Source organism: Kribbella amoyensis (assembly GCF_007828865.1).
Taxonomy (GTDB): domain Bacteria; phylum Actinomycetota; class Actinomycetes; order Propionibacteriales; family Kribbellaceae; genus Kribbella; species Kribbella amoyensis.
Genome location: NZ_VIVK01000003.1, coordinates 324,946 through 338,671 on the forward strand (window position 1 = coordinate 324,946; position 13,726 = coordinate 338,671).

14 protein-coding genes are annotated in these 13,726 nt (G+C 69.7%); 2 read left to right on the forward strand and 12 right to left on the reverse strand.

The features are described from left to right. Positions 1-28 precede the first annotated feature (28 nt). On the forward strand, positions 29-820 hold the full coding sequence (locus FB561_RS35525) for an enoyl-CoA hydratase/isomerase family protein (protein WP_145814465.1): 792 nt from the start codon (positions 29-31) through the stop codon (positions 818-820). 152 nt (positions 821-972) lie between these two features. Here the strand turns inward: FB561_RS35525 and FB561_RS35530 are convergent, their stop codons facing one another. From FB561_RS35530 to FB561_RS35560, 7 genes are all read right to left on the reverse strand, one after another. Next, entirely contained in the window at positions 973-1,533 is a 561-nt protein-coding gene (locus tag FB561_RS35530) for a DNA-3-methyladenine glycosylase I (protein WP_145814466.1), read from the reverse strand. After that, complete coding sequence (locus FB561_RS35535) at positions 1,530-1,943, reverse strand: SRPBCC family protein (protein ID WP_202881012.1); 414 nt, start codon at positions 1,941-1,943, stop codon at positions 1,530-1,532. Before FB561_RS35535 ends, FB561_RS35530 begins: the two co-directional genes overlap by 4 nt. Before the next feature lie 38 nt (positions 1,944-1,981). Then, positions 1,982-3,022, reverse strand: coding sequence for a DivIVA domain-containing protein (locus FB561_RS35540; RefSeq protein WP_238335333.1), 1,041 nt, complete (start codon positions 3,020-3,022; stop codon positions 1,982-1,984). A 54-nt stretch (positions 3,023-3,076) separates the two neighbouring features. Continuing rightward, entirely contained in the window at positions 3,077-3,946 is an 870-nt protein-coding gene (locus tag FB561_RS35545) for an LOG family protein (protein ID WP_145814469.1), read from the reverse strand. 54 nt (positions 3,947-4,000) lie between these two features. Next, on the reverse strand, positions 4,001-5,062 hold the full coding sequence (dapE, locus tag FB561_RS35550; protein ID WP_145814470.1) for a succinyl-diaminopimelate desuccinylase: 1,062 nt from the start codon (positions 5,060-5,062) through the stop codon (positions 4,001-4,003). A 10-nt stretch (positions 5,063-5,072) separates the two neighbouring features. Continuing rightward, complete coding sequence (locus FB561_RS35555; RefSeq protein ID WP_145814471.1) at positions 5,073-5,762, reverse strand: VOC family protein; 690 nt, start codon at positions 5,760-5,762, stop codon at positions 5,073-5,075. Positions 5,763-5,986: 224 nt separating this feature from the next. After that, positions 5,987-6,580: an ABATE domain-containing protein gene (locus tag FB561_RS35560; protein WP_145814472.1), complete on the reverse strand. Its 594-nt coding sequence runs from the start codon at positions 6,578-6,580 to the stop codon at positions 5,987-5,989. 93 nt (positions 6,581-6,673) lie between these two features. On the opposite strand from FB561_RS35560, the gene FB561_RS35565 reads away from it, so the two are divergent. Then, entirely contained in the window at positions 6,674-7,336 is a 663-nt protein-coding gene (locus tag FB561_RS35565) for a maleylpyruvate isomerase family mycothiol-dependent enzyme (protein ID WP_145814473.1), read from the forward strand. A 12-nt stretch (positions 7,337-7,348) separates the two neighbouring features. Here FB561_RS35565 and FB561_RS35570 read toward each other — a convergent pair whose 3' ends face one another. The 5 genes from FB561_RS35570 to FB561_RS35590 all read right to left on the reverse strand — a co-directional run bounded on the left by FB561_RS35570 (position 7,349) and on the right by FB561_RS35590 (position 13,619). Next, positions 7,349-9,421, reverse strand: a complete 2,073-nt coding sequence (locus FB561_RS35570; RefSeq protein WP_145814474.1) for a DUF4185 domain-containing protein — start codon at positions 9,419-9,421, stop codon at positions 7,349-7,351. 13 nt (positions 9,422-9,434) lie between these two features. Beyond that, the gene (locus tag FB561_RS35575; RefSeq protein WP_145814475.1) at positions 9,435-10,496 is read right to left on the reverse strand and encodes a glycoside hydrolase family 172 protein; all 1,062 of its coding nucleotides are present in this window, start codon (positions 10,494-10,496) and stop codon (positions 9,435-9,437) included. Positions 10,497-10,508: 12 nt separating this feature from the next. Continuing rightward, positions 10,509-11,309, reverse strand: coding sequence for a carbohydrate ABC transporter permease (locus tag FB561_RS35580; RefSeq protein ID WP_145814476.1), 801 nt, complete (start codon positions 11,307-11,309; stop codon positions 10,509-10,511). Beyond that, positions 11,299-12,186, reverse strand: a complete 888-nt coding sequence (locus FB561_RS35585; RefSeq protein ID WP_145814684.1) for a carbohydrate ABC transporter permease — start codon at positions 12,184-12,186, stop codon at positions 11,299-11,301. Before FB561_RS35585 ends, FB561_RS35580 begins: the two co-directional genes overlap by 11 nt. A gap of 68 nt (positions 12,187-12,254) precedes the next feature. Continuing rightward, the gene (locus FB561_RS35590; RefSeq protein ID WP_145814477.1) at positions 12,255-13,619 is read right to left on the reverse strand and encodes an ABC transporter substrate-binding protein; all 1,365 of its coding nucleotides are present in this window, start codon (positions 13,617-13,619) and stop codon (positions 12,255-12,257) included. Positions 13,620-13,726: the final 107 nt, after the last annotated feature.

Here is a 13,726-nt window from a genome sequence, read left to right on the forward strand (position 1 = left end):
CCTCACCGACTGTTGGGAGACTGCAACGATGAGTGACTCCGTCCGCTACGACGTGGCCGCCGGCGTCGGCACGATCACCCTGGATCGGCCCGAGGCGATGAACTCCCTCGACACCCCGACCAAGGTGGCGTTGCGGGACACGGTCCGGGCGGCGGCCGAGGACGACGCGGTCCGCTGTGTCGTGCTCACCGGGACCGGGCGCGCGTTCTGCGTCGGGCAGGATCTGAAGGAGCACATCGGGCTGCTCGAGGCGAACGACCTGGACGCGCTGTGGTCCACCGTGCCCGAGCACTACGCGCCGATCGCGCAGGCGCTGGCCGAGATGCCGAAGCCGGTGATCGCGGCGCTGAACGGGGTCGCCGCCGGGGCCGGGGCGTCGATGGCGTTCGCGTGTGACTTCCGGATCCTGGCCGACACCGCCGGGTTCAACCTGGCGTTCACCGGGATCGCGCTGTCCTGCGACACCGGGATCTCGTGGACCCTGCCGCGGTTGATCGGCCAGGCGAAGGCGACCGAGTTGTTGTACTTCCCGCGCACGATCCCGGCCGCGGAGGCGGCGGATCTGGGGCTGGCGACGCGCGTCGTACCGGCCGGTGAGCTGGAGTCGGTGACGGCCGAGCTGGCGACGAAACTGGCCGCGGGTCCGACGCTCGCGTACGGGGCGGTGCGGCAGGCGCTGAACTACTCGGCGTCGCACACGCTGCACGAGTCGCTGCAGTTCGAGGCGGACAAGATGGAGTCGACGGGCAGTACTGCGGACCACCGGAACGCGGTCGCCTCGTTCGTCGCGAAGCAGAAGCCGACGTTCGAGGGCAAGTAGTCGCCTCGTTCTGATCGGCTCATGACATCTGTCATGTGTCGGGCGGCCGGGCGGGGCTTACGGTTCTCCCGATCCCCCACGATCGCGCGGCCGGCTGGGGCAGCCATCCCCCACAGTCGGCCGCGCAACCTCGACCGCGCGACCTCGGCGGGTCAGCGGGCGATGCAGTCGGCCAGGTGGTCGTTGACGATGCCGGTGGCCTGCATGAGCGCGTAGCTGGTGGTCGGCCCAACGAAGACGAACCCCTTCTTCTTCAGGGCTTTCGACATCGCTACCGACTCCGGCGTCGTGGCCGGTACGTCGGCGTTGGTCTTCGGCGCCGGGTGGTCCACCGGCTGGAAGGACCAGAGCAGGTCCGCGAACTCGCCGGGCGCCAACTCGAGCAGGGCGCGCGCGTTGGTGACGGTCGCGGTGATCTTCGCCTTGTTGCGGATGATGCCCGCGTCGGCCATCAACCGATCGTGGTCGTCCTGGCCGTACCCCGCGATCACGGTCGGATCGAACTGCGCGAACGCCTTCCGGAAGTTCTCGCGTTTGCGCAGGATCGTGATCCAGGACAGCCCGGACTGGAACCCTTCCAGCGTCATCCGCTCGAACAGGCCGTGGTCGTCGCGGATCTGCCGGCCCCACTCGTGGTCGTGGTACTCGACGTACTCCGGGGCCGAGGTCGCCCAGGTACAGCGCGGGCGGCCGTCCGGGCCGGGGACCGTCATGCGGCGACCACCTTGGCGAGGCGTCGCAGCGAGATCCGCATCGTCAGCTCGAAGCCCGGGCGGACCACGGCCCAGCCGAGACGACCGACGCGGCCCAGCGGCGGGACGACGTCCTCGGACCAGGTGAACCGGCTTCCGGTCGCCGTCGGCGACACGGCGAACGTCCCGGTGCCGCTGACGACGGTACCGAGGTGCTTCACGGTGCACTCTCGGGGTGGGTCCCAGTGGGTGATGACCATGTGGTCAGTGAACCCGAAGGGACCGACAGAAGTCCGCGCCGCGACTCCCCCGCCGACGCCCTGGCCGTCCTGCGCGGTCGCCCGGACCCGCGTCAGTACCATCCACGCGGACTGCGCGTCCCAGTCGACCACAGCGGCCCAAGCCGCCTCGGGTCCGACCGGAAGCTCCACCGACGCCTCCGCATGACACCCGGACGCCGGCGCGTCACTCATCGCCCCGGCCGCCGACTCACGTCAAGATCCGGAGCCGCACTGTGCCGCCCCCGCGGCCGCTCCCCACCCTCGTCCTTCCCCTCGAAGTCAAAGGCTCCCTGCTCGTTCTCGGCGGCATCAGGCTGGTACTCAGCGGCCGGCTGCTGCGCGGCGGGAGGCTGCTGCGCGGCGGGAGGTTGCTGTGCGGCGAGCGGGTCGGGCCAGGCCTGCCCGGACGGCTGCCGCGGCGGCGCGGCCGGAGCCGGGGCTTCGGGCGGAGTCTGAGCAGGCTCCTCCTGCGTGGGCAGCGGCTGGCTGAGGGCGTCGACCGGCGGGCGCGGGGCAGATTCAGACTGCTGGTCAGCCTGTGCCGGTACCTGCTGGTCCGTCGGCGCCGGTACCTGCTGGTTGGTCGGCGGTTGTGCCTGCTGCTCGGCGTTCGGCTGCTCGGGCTGTGCCGGGCTGGGGTCGGCCGGTTGGGCCGGCTCCGAGGTGGTCTGGACCGGCTCCGGTTGCGTCGGCTCCGGCGTGACCGGCTGCGCCGCCTCCGGCGAGACCTCAGGTGCGGGCTGCTGCGCCACACCGTCAGCCTGCTCCGGCGCGACCGCGGGCTGCTCGGCCGCGGGCTGCTCGGCCGCGGGCTGGTCGGTTGGGGTGGGGTCGCCTTCGGGGAAGTCGCCGCCGACGAGGATCGGCTTCTGGTAGCCGGTGTCGTCGAAGTCGTCGGCGGTGTACGACGGGCCGGAGGTGAAGTCGGCTCCGCCGGGGCCGGCGACGATCGGGCTGACAGCTCTCTCGAGGTCGGCGATGCGGCGGTCGCGGTCGGCGAGTTCGCCGGCGACGCGGTCGAGCAGGCCGTCCACCTCGTCCATCCGGTAGCCGCGCAGGCCGACGCCGAAGCGGGCCCCGCGCACGTCGTCGGCGGTCAGCGCCTGGCGGGCCGGGATCGAGACGTCCGGCCGGTCGTCGTAGGCCGCGCTCATCCCGCCCCAGCGCCCGGAGGCGACCACGGCTACCGCGCCGATGAGCAGGACGACAATCAGCCCGAAGAACCACATCACGGGACCGATCGTGCCACGCCGGGGTAGCTCAACGCACAACCGCTCCGGGTTTCAACTTCCGTCGGACCCGAGCCGGTGCTGCTCCCGCCGCTCCCGGGCCTCGGCGCTGTCCGCCTCGGCGACGTCCAGCGCCGCCTGGGCCGCGGCCTCCTCGGCGGCCGCGTCGGCCAGCTCACCGGCCTTGACGATGTAGCTGATCGCCTCGTCCACGTCGTCGGTGACGGTGAACATGTCCAGGTCCGCGGCCGAGATCTTGCCGTCGGCAAGCATGGTCTCGCGCAGCCAGTCGACCAGCCCACCCCAGTACGACGTGCCGAACAGCACCACCGGGAACGACGTCACCTTGCGCGTCTGGGCCAGCGTCAGCGCCTCGAACAGCTCGTCCAGGGTGCCGAACCCGCCCGGCATCACCACGAACCCCTGCGCGTACTTCACGAACATCGTCTTGCGGGTGAAGAAGTACCGGAAGTTCATTCCGATGTCGACCCACTCGTTCAGCCCGTTCTCGAACGGCAGCTCGATCCCGAGCCCGACCGAGACCCCGCCGGCCTCGGACGCGCCCTTGTTCGCGGCCTCCATCACGCCGGGTCCACCGCCGGTGATCACCGCGTACCCGGCGCCGACCAGCTTGTGGGCAAGCTCCTCCGCCGCGGCGTACATCGGGTCCTCGGGCCTGGTCCTGGCCGAACCGAACACGCTGATGGCCGACCCGAGCTCGGCGAGCATGCCGAAGCCCTCGATGAACTCCGACTGGATCCGCAGCACCCGCCAGGGGTCCGTGTGCACCCAGTCCGACGGACCGCGGCTGTCCAGCAACCGCTGCTCGGAGGTGGACTGCTGGACCTGCTTGCGCCGCATCACGACCGGGCCGCGCTGTTGTGACGGCTGCGGCCGGTCGGGGTGGATCGAAGGTTCTGCCATGCCCTCCACAGTAGTCGGCGGGACCACCTCGGACCGCCGGAACCGCGTCGCGGCTCAGGCTGTCAACCAGCTCCTCAACCGCTGTTCACACTGTTCGATCTCTGCTTCCGGTACGTACTCCTCCTGCTTGTGCGCCAGCAGCGGGTCCCCCGGCCCGTAGTTCACCGCCGGTACGCCGAGCAGGGTGAAGCGGGCCACGTCGGTCCAGCCGAACTTCGGCTGCGGTGTTCCGCCGACCACGTCCAGGAACGCGGCGGCCGCCGGCCGGCTCAGTCCCGGCAGACCACCCGGTGCCGAATCGGTCACCCGGAGCTCGAACCCGTCGAACACCTCGCGCAGGTGCGCCTCCGCCTCGGCCTCCGACCGGCTCGGCGCGAACCGGTAGTTGATCGTCACCGTGCACAGGTCCGGGACCACGTTGCCCGCGACGCCCCCGCTGATCCCGACCGCGTTCAGCCCCTCGCGGAACTCGAGCCCGTCGATCGGCACCCGGCGCGGCTCGTACGCCGCCAGCCGGTCCAGCACCGCGCCGGCCGCGTGGATCGCGTTCCGGCCCATCCACGAGCGGGCCGAGTGGGCGCGCTCGCCGCGGGTGGTCACCTCGATCCGCATCGTGCCCTGGCAGCCGGCCTCGACGGTCGCGTTGGACGGCTCCATCACGACCGCGAACACGCCGTCGAGCAGTTCCGGGTTCGACCGCGACAGCAGGTACAGGCCGTTGCGCTCGGCCTCGATCTCCTCGCAGTCGTAGAAGATGTAGGTCACGTCGCGGTTCGGCTCGGCCAGGGTGGCCGCGAGCCGGAGCCCGACGGCGACGCCGCCCTTCATGTCGCAGGCGCCGAGACCGTGGATCAGCCCGTCCGCGCGCCGGGCCGGCAGGTTGTCGTTCAGCGGGACGGTGTCCAGGTGGCCCGCGATCACGATCCGCTCGGCACGGCCGAGGTCGGTCCGCGCCACCACCGTGTTGCCGTGCCGGAACACCTTCAGGTGCGGGTACGCCGAGAGCGCGGCCTCGACCGCGTTCGCCAGCTTCTCCTCGGTCCCGCTGACCGAGGGGATGTCGACCAGCGCCGCGGCCAGGTCGGGACCGGGTTGGGTCAGGTCGAGCTTGGCCATCGAAGGTCCTCTACTCCTGGATCGGCGTCGGGGGAAGGAACACGCAGAACTCGTTGCCCTCGGGATCGGCGCAGACGTGCCAGCCGATCTCGTCGTCCTTGGGCCGCAGCAGTGTCGCACCCGCCGCCAGGACCGGGTCCAGGTCCGCCGCGGTGACGTCCCAGTGGATCCGGTTCTTCACCGTCTTCGGCTCGGGCACCGGCACGAACACCCAGTACGGGAACGGCAGCCCGGGCACGTTCTCCAGCCAGTACCACGGGTTCGCGTCGTCGTGCCCGAGGTCACCGCCGACCACGCCCGCCCACCACCGGGCCTGCGCCTCCGGGTCGGCCGAGTCGACCACGAGTTCCATCAGCCGGTACGCCGGGACGCCGTCGCGGACGAATCCGCAGAGCTCGCCACCCTCCGGGTCCTCCAGCACGGCCCAGTGCTGCTCGTCGGTGATCGGCCGCTGCACCGTCGCCCCGAGCCGCTCGAGGTCCGCGATCGCTCCGGTGTGCACGTCGAGGTGGACCCGCTGCTTCACCGTCCGCGGCTCGGCCACCTGGTTGATCCAGACGGTCTTCTCCGGCGTGTCCCCGACCAGGACCGACGGGTTGTCCGCGGGTGCGGTCAACCCGAGCGCCTGCCCCCAGAACTCGGTCATCGCGCTCAGACAGTTGACGTCGACACACAAGTCCTTGAACCTCGCCACGGCCATCCCAGCAGCCTATTCCCCACCACCCCACCCCACCCGCCCGCACCCCGCCCACCCCGGCGCCCCCGCACCCCGCCCCCGGGATGCGTTTGCTGGGTTAACCCATCAGGTGCAGGGTTGGCCCACCGCATTTCGATGGGCCAACCCTGCACCTCGTGGGTTAACCCAGCAGATGCGGCCGGGGCGCCCGGGCAGCAGCCGGGCGGGGCAGTGGGTGGGCGGGGCGGTCAGGTTCGGTTGCGGTGGTAGTGCCGGTTGACGCGTTCGCGGTTGCCGCAGGTGGGTGAGCACCAGGTCTGCCGGGGATCTTCCTGCAGGAAGTACTTGACGCAGCGTGCCGCCGGACAGGCGCGCAGGCGAGCGCGGTCCGGCCCGGTCAGGAAGTCGATCGCGGATCGCCCGATCGCGCCCAGCAGCAGGTCGGCCGCGGGCTTGCCGGACCCCGCCCAGCGGACCACCGGTTCACCGTCGTCCGGCCAGTCGAGCCGCCGGCTGCCGAGGACAGCGGCCGCCTTGTTGAGCCGCGCCACCGCGATCGCCGGATCGAGCAGCCGGGTCGCGTCCGCGCGGCTGGGCGGTGCCGGGCTCACCGCACGGGCGAACAGCGAGCGCACCGCCCGCCGTACCTCGCGCACCCGTGGCCCGATCTCCTCCGGATCCACCGAGCCTGGTGCGAACGGCTGCCCGATCACCTCGGCCACGCCGGCCGCGTTCCGCTCGATCCAGGTGGCGACACCGGTTGCGGACTCCAGCTCGTCCAGGACGCCGCCCCGGCCGTCGTGCCGGATCGTCGCCGCCACCTCGAAAGCCACTGCTGCCATACCGGTCATCCTAATGGGAATCCCGCTTGCTGCCATCAGTCGCCGTCTCTAGGATCTAACGCGATCAGCTTGATCTACCGTTAAGGAGTGCCTGTGAATCCCCGTCCGAGCGTCGCAGCAGCCGTCGAACGCCTCACCGCGGTCATCGCACCGGTGGACGAGGAGGCCGCCCGGGCCGCGTCCGGCCTGCCCGGGTGGTCGCGCGCCCACGTGATGGCGCACCTCGCCAACTTCAGCCTCGCGATGACCCGGCAGGTCGACGAGGCCCGGGCCGGCCGGCTGGTGGAGATGTACGACGGCGGCCGCCCCGCGCGGTCCGCCGCGATCGAGGCCGACTCGGCGAGGCCGGCCGAGGAGCTCAAGGACCGGGTGAACGCCGCGACCGCGGACCTGCTCGCGGCGTGGGCGCAGGTGGACGACTGGAGCCGCCCGGTGAGCCACCGCAACGGCGATCTGGCCTCGACGGTCTTCACCGCCTGGCGGGAGTTCGAGGTGCACACCGTCGACCTGGCGCTCGCTGCGACCAGCGACGACTGGAGTCCGGAGTTCTGCCTGCACCTGCTCGACTTCCTGCGGCCGCGGACACCCGAGGGGATCCGGTTGCGGCTGGAGGCCGAGGACGTGGTCTGGGAAGAAGGCGGCGGCCAGGTCCGAGTCGTCAAGGGCAGACTCACGGACCTGACCGCCTGGATGGCCGGACGACAGCCGGTCAGCTCCCTGGTGGGTGAGCTGCCCGAGCTGTCGCCCTGGCCATGACCGGGGCCGCGCCTACTCGACCGTGAAGTCGTCCGGCTGGATCCAGGTGTCCGTGCCGGGCCCGTTGAAGCCGGCGAACACCGTCACGTCGTGCACCCCGGCCGGGATCGTCACGGCCACCTCGTGCTGGACGTACCCCGTGCTCGCGCCGAACGTCTTCTCGCCGAGGACGGTCGACCCGTCGGCGCCGAGCCGGACTCCGAACCGGCCCTGACCGGCGGGCAATCCGGCCGACGCGTTGATCCAGGACCCGAAGGTGTACCGGGTGCCCGGGACCACCGGGACCTTCTGGGTCAGCGCGCTCCAGCCGGTCCCCGAGGTACGGATCCAGCCGTTGTTCGCGCCGGAGTGGGCGAAGCCGAGACCGCGGTCGACACCGCTGGCCGCGGGACCCTCGGAGACCCAGGCCGGCTTGCCGCTGCCGAACGCCTCGAACCCGCCGTCGGCCAGCTGCGCCACGTACTTGACCGCCAGCTCCGAGACCGAGGTGTAGCTCCTGGTCCCACCGGGCAATCCGATCACCCGGATCCCGTCCGTCTCGACCGCCGGGAAGGTCAGCGTGTACGTCTTGTTCGCGCCGGCCGAGGCGTCACCCGGGTACGCCGGGGACACCGACTGTGCGCCTACCTCGGTCCACGCGCCGTCCACCTTCACCTGGACCCTCGGCCGCCCGGTGAAGTACCCGCCTTCCGCGGACACCGCGCCCGAGGTGAAGTCGACCCGGTTGATCTTCTGCCGGGACGGCCACTCGTAACCCCACCACGACGCACCCTTCACCTCGTCGTCGAAGTCGGTCTCGCTCCCGGTCGTCGCACCGTCGTTCAGCAACGCGAGGCTGCCGGACTTCGAGGACTTCGAGATCGCCACCGCACCGCTCGACGGCGCCGCCAGGTTGTCCACCGACGGCAGGTTGTCCGCCGCGCCCGGGACCGACGGGGTGAGCACCAGCTTGCGCAGGTTGAAGTTGTAGACCGAGGTCCCGATCCCACCGCCCCCACACGGACAGACGTTCGCCTGCAGGTACATCGTCCTGCCGTCCGGCTGGACGAACTTGGACGGGATCGTCACGCCGTACCCGCCGTACTTCGAGGTCGACCACGGGTAGCCGCCGAAGTCACGACTGAGGAAGTGCTTCCACGGACCCCACGGGCTCGGCGCCTCGTAGAACTCGAACGTGTACTCCGTCCAGGACGTGTAGACATAGCGCTTCTGCTGCGGAAGATAGGTGACACCGCCCTGGCTGATCACGCTCAGGTTGCTCGCGTTCGTTCCGTACGTCTGCGCGTACAACCGGCGCTCGTCGGTCAGCACCGGCTTGCGGTCGGCCACCTTGCGGGACCACTCCGGCCGGCCCTTGTCGTTGCTGCCGGCAAAGAACTCCCAGGAGCCACGGTCCTGCACCTTCTGCTTCGGCACCCGGGCCAGGAACACGCTCTGCGGATCCGCGACCGTGTCGTCGAAGGAGTCCCGCCAGTTCCCGTCCAGGCCGTACGCGTAGACGTACCCGTCCGGCGCGGCCGCACCGCCCTTGCCGAAGTCGGCGAACCAGATCGTGGTGAAGACGTGGTCGCCGAACATCGGCTTGCTCTTGTCCCACGTCCAGGTCCGGCCGTGGTCGGTGGACTTGAGGATCGTGGCGGCCGGGACGTCGTTGAAGTCGAGCGCGAGGTCCTGGACCGCGAGGTACATCGTGTCGCCGACGCAGACCATGCCGGTCGGCTTACGGTTGTACCCGCCACCGCTCCAGATCGGGCCGACCTGGTCGCCCTTCGCGATCGTCTTCCCGGACAGGCTGCCGGGTTGCCCCTTGATCTCGTTGACCGCGATGTCGGCGAACTCCCCGTCCAGGCTGAAGCCCTTGCCGTCACCGTTGGCCGAGTACAGGTCGCCGTTGCCGGCCCAGCAGGACGGCCAGAGGTCACCGTCGCTCGCGCTCGGCGTCCCCTTCGTCTCCACGGTGCTGGTGCCGACGTACGTACTCGGGCCGGCCGCGGGCGCCGCCGTACCGCTGGACGAGGAATCGGTCAGAACGGCGGCCGAGCCGAACACCAGGGGCAGCACGGCCAGCAATGCGCCAGTTTTCACGGGAACTCCCTACCTACAGTCGGGCGGAGACCGGCAAGAGCGCGAGCGGCTTGCCGGGCAGGGTCTGGTACCAGTACGCGACCGAGGACCAGTCGTCGGAGCGCTTGTTCGCGTGGCCGTGCTCGACGGTCACCCGGATCGACCGTTCGAACGTGATCGGGTCCTCGATGTGGAACCGGTAGAGCGAGATCTCGCCACTCCAGTTCGGGCCGCCGGGCAACGTGATCCCGTGGTACGGCGCGGAGTAGCTCTCGCTCGGGCACCAGGCGGTGTTGAAGTAGTCCTCGGTCCCGGTGCCGTGCAACGACGGCGGGAACGGTTCGCCGTCGATGAAGATCATGTCGTCGCCCTCGCCGTACCAGTTCCACTCGGCCGAGTCGCGCAGGTTGCGCACGTTGACGACACAGCCGACGTAGTGACCCTTGCCCTCGGCATCGAGGATCACGTAGTTTCCGGCACCGTCCAGGTTCGTCCCCTCGACCTGGTACTGCCGCAGCGTCTCGTCGCCCTGCGGCTGTCCGTCGGTCGGGTTCTGCCGGTGCCAGGACGCGTGGAAGTAGCCGAGATCGTCCTGCGCACCGTCGAACAGCTCGTAGTCGATGTAGAAGTAGAAGAACACCGGCACCTCGGACAGCTCCGAGATCAGCTCGACCCTCGCCCGGGACCCGAACGGCATGTGGAACCAGGAGTTGAACCCCTTGCCGTCCTGCGGGCTCATCTGCAGCGGCGCGCTGACGAAGTTCACCGTCTTGCCGAAGCCGACGCCGAAGAAGTCGCCGAGCGGAACCAGCACGCTCGGCCCGGGCTGGTCGTCCCAGGTGATCTTCAGGACCAGCTTGCGCAGGTAGTCGCCCTCCGCCTCGTCCGGTCCCCACGCGGTGTCCCGGGCGACCGTGCACCAGATGTGGTTGATCGAGCCTGGCCCGGTCAGGTCGGCCAGCACCGCGGTCTCCCCCGGGCGGACCGTCAGCCGGTCGTCGTTGCCGCCGGAGCGGTCCCAGGAGGACGCCCGCCGGCGGCGCGAGCTCCGCAACCGCGGGAGATCACGCAGACTGCTGCCGTAGTCGCCGTACATACGCGCCTTTCGTCACTTGAGGCCGGTGGTCTTCATCGCGTCGACCAGGCGCTTCTGGCCGGCCACGAACACCACGACGGTCGGGATCGCCGCGATCACCGCGGCGGCGAGGATCAGGTTCCAGGCCGAGGCGTACTGCCCCTGCATGCCGGAGATGCCGAGCTGGATCACCCGCAGGTCGGGATTGCGGGTGATGGTCAGCGGCCAGAGGAACGCGTTCCAGTTGGCCAGGAAGAACAGCACCGACAGGGACGCGAGCACCGGCCGGCTGAGCGGCAGGATGACACTCCAGTACCGCCGCCAGTAGCCGCAGCCGTCCAGGTCGGCGGCCTCCTCCAGCTCCCGCGGGATGTTCAGGTAGTACTGCCGGAGCAGGAAGATCCCGAACGCGTGGAAGATGCTCGGCACGATCAGGCCGGCGTAACTGTCCAGCAGGTTGAGCTGCTTGGCCACCAGGAACAACGGCACCAGGATCACCGGCAGCGACACCAGCAGCGTCGACATGATGCCGGAGAAGATGATGCCGCGGCCGGGGAACCGCAGCCGGGCCAGCGCGTACGCGGCCATCGAGTGGAAGAACAACGCCACCACGGTGACCACCACCGAGACGATCGCGCTGTTCATCAGGAACATCGGCAGCGGGATCTTGAACAGGACGTACCGCAGGTTCTCCAGCGTCCACGCCGACGGCCAGCCGAACGAGAACACGTCCTCGGCCGGCTTCAGCGCGCTGATCAGGATCCACAGCAGCGGAGCGACCGCGATGCTCGCCAGGACGTGGGCGAGGAGCGGGAAGAAGAACTTAGTCCTCATCGAAGCGGCCTCCCTTGGTGAAGGCGAACATCAGGCCGGTACACGCCACCAGGAGCGCCACGACCACGGTGGTGAGCGCCGCCGCGTACCCCATGTTGTTGAAGGTGAAGGCCTGCTCGTAGATGTACAGCACGACCGTACTGGTCGCCCGCGCCGGACCGCCCTTGGTGAGGACGAAGACCAGGTCGAACGCCTGCAGGCCGGTGACCGCGCCGATGGTGGAGTTCACCACCACGAAGAAGCTGGTCGGCCGCATCAACGGCCAGATCACGTACCGGAACCGCTGCCAGGTGCTCGCACCGTCGATCTGCGCGGCGTCCTCGAGCTCCTTCGGCACGTCCTTGAGGCCGGCGAGCAGGACCAGCATCTGGTACCCCATCACGAACCAGACGCTGATCACCACATAGGTGCCCAGAGCAAGCGATGGAGTGCCGAGGAAGGACACGTCACCGAGTCCGAGCGGTGAGAGCAACCGGGAGATCGCGCCGCGCTTGTCGACCAGCAGGAACTGCCAGATCAGCGCGACCACAACGAGACTGACGACGTGCGGCAGGAAGAACGCCGACCGGACCCAGCCGATCCCGCGGAAGTGGTTCCGCACCAGCATGGCGAGCGCGAAGCTGATCACGAACGCGATCGGGACGAACGTGACGACGTAGATCGCGGTGATCTTCAGCGACGACCAGAGCTGGTCGTCGGATCCCATCAGCTGGTAGTTCGCCAGGCCGACGTACTGGTAGTTGCCGAAGCCGTCGACCTTGAAGAAGGCGACACCGAAGGCGAGCACCATCGGCACCGCGACGAAGGCGAGCAGACCGAGGACGTCCGGCGCGAGGAAGGCGTACGCCGCCAGCGCCTCGCGCCGCTTCTTCGTCATCGGCACCTTGGGCCGCGGCGCCGAGGTCTTCGCCCGCGGCTTGGACGGGGCTGTTGTCGTGGTGACCATCAGCTGATGGGCGCGCCCTGGTAGGTCTTCAGGAACGTGTCGATCTTGGCCGCCGCGTCCGCCGCCGCCTTCGCCGGGTCGGCCGCGTTCAGCTGGCAGGCCTGGATCGCGTCCGCGACCGGCTGGTACACCTCCGGTGGGAACCGCGGCTCCGGCTGACCGGTCGGCGCGATCTCGGTGACGAACTTCTTCAGCACCCCGGACTCGAAGGTGCCCTTGGCATCGGCGGCCTTCTGCACCGACTTGCGCGGCGGCACGTTCGTCTTCACCACCGTGTTCCACTGCCGCTGCCGTTCGACGCCCTCGGCATCGGTCGAGCCGAGCGCCCAGGCGATGAACTTGGCCGCGGCCTCCGGGTTCTTGCCCTTGGCGTTCGCGACGAACGCCCAGCCGCCGAGGTCGGTGGCCGGCTTGCCGCCGGACGGGGTCGGGTGCGGGATGATGCCGTACTTGAAGTTCTTGGCCTTCGCCTGCATGTCCGCGACCGCCCAGATCCCGCTCTGCTGCATCGCGGCCGCGCCGGAACCGAGGTTCGACACCACGTCGCCGCCGCCGTCGCCGAGGGCCTTGCGCGGGGCCACCTTGTTCTTGATCGTGTCCTGCCAGAACTTCAGCGCCTGCACCGCGGCCGGTGAGTCGAAGGCCACCTTGCCGTCCTTGATCACGGCGCCGTCGCCCTGCCAGAGGAACGGGTACCAGGTGAAGTTCTGGTAGTAGCCGGGCAACGTCTCGAACATCACCCCGTACCGGTCCTTGCCGGTCAGCTTCTCCGCCACCGCCAGGGTCTGGTCCCAGGTCTTCGGCAGGTCGGCCTCGGACAGCCCGGCCTTCTCGAACGCGGTCTCGCTGTAGTACAACGCGAGCGGCTCGATCTCCATCGGCAGGCCGTACACCTTGCCGTCCACCGAGCGGGCCTCCAGCAGGCCGGGCAGGTAGTCGGCCTTCGACTCGTCGGGCAGCGCGGACGACAGGTCCTGCAGCACTCCGCCGTTGTAGTAGCGCAGGAAGTCGCCAGGGCTGATCAGGAAGATGTCGGGTCCCTCGCCGGACTGGAACGCGGTCTGCAGCGTGGTCCCGTTCAGGTAGTCCTTGCCGGGGATGTAGCGCAGCTTGACCTTGACCTCGTTGTTGGCGTTCCACTTCTCGGCCAGGTCGACGAACCACTTGCTCTGCGGACCCTGGTCGTCGGACGGGCCGTAGAAGTTCCAGAACGACATCTCCTTGCCGTCGCCGCCACCACCGGCGTCACCTCCACAGGCGGTCAGCAGCGGGCCGGCGACCGCCGAGGCCGCCAGCGCGCCGAGACCACCGCGCAGCACGGATCGCCGGCTGACCGGCTGGGAGAAGAGAGGAGTTGCGGACATCAGGGGCTCCAGGGGTCGCGTGTCCGGGAGTGGATCCGGTGGGCAATCGATTTCTCGCAATCTACGAGGGACGGCGTGAACGGTCAAGAGTCGGCCGCCCGCGAATT

Coding starts and splice junctions, on each gene's coding strand:
- FB561_RS35525 (WP_145814465.1), top strand. CDS start 29: ATGAGTGACTCCGTCCGCTACGACGTGGCCGCCGGCGTCGGCACGATC.
- FB561_RS35530 (WP_145814466.1), bottom strand. CDS start 1,533: ATGACGGTCCCCGGCCCGGACGGCCGCCCGCGCTGTACCTGGGCGACC.
- FB561_RS35540 (WP_238335333.1), bottom strand. CDS start 3,022: ATGTGGTTCTTCGGGCTGATTGTCGTCCTGCTCATCGGCGCGGTAGCC.
- FB561_RS35545 (WP_145814469.1), bottom strand. CDS start 3,946: ATGGCAGAACCTTCGATCCACCCCGACCGGCCGCAGCCGTCACAACAG.
- dapE (WP_145814470.1), bottom strand. CDS start 5,062: ATGGCCAAGCTCGACCTGACCCAACCCGGTCCCGACCTGGCCGCGGCG.
- FB561_RS35555 (WP_145814471.1), bottom strand. CDS start 5,762: ATGGCCGTGGCGAGGTTCAAGGACTTGTGTGTCGACGTCAACTGTCTG.
- FB561_RS35560 (WP_145814472.1), bottom strand. CDS start 6,580: ATGGCAGCAGTGGCTTTCGAGGTGGCGGCGACGATCCGGCACGACGGC.
- FB561_RS35575 (WP_145814475.1), bottom strand. CDS start 10,496: ATGTACGGCGACTACGGCAGCAGTCTGCGTGATCTCCCGCGGTTGCGG.
- FB561_RS35580 (WP_145814476.1), bottom strand. CDS start 11,309: ATGAGGACTAAGTTCTTCTTCCCGCTCCTCGCCCACGTCCTGGCGAGC.
- FB561_RS35585 (WP_145814684.1), bottom strand. CDS start 12,186: ATGACGAAGAAGCGGCGCGAGGCGCTGGCGGCGTACGCCTTCCTCGCG.
- FB561_RS35590 (WP_145814477.1), bottom strand. CDS start 13,619: ATGTCCGCAACTCCTCTCTTCTCCCAGCCGGTCAGCCGGCGATCCGTG.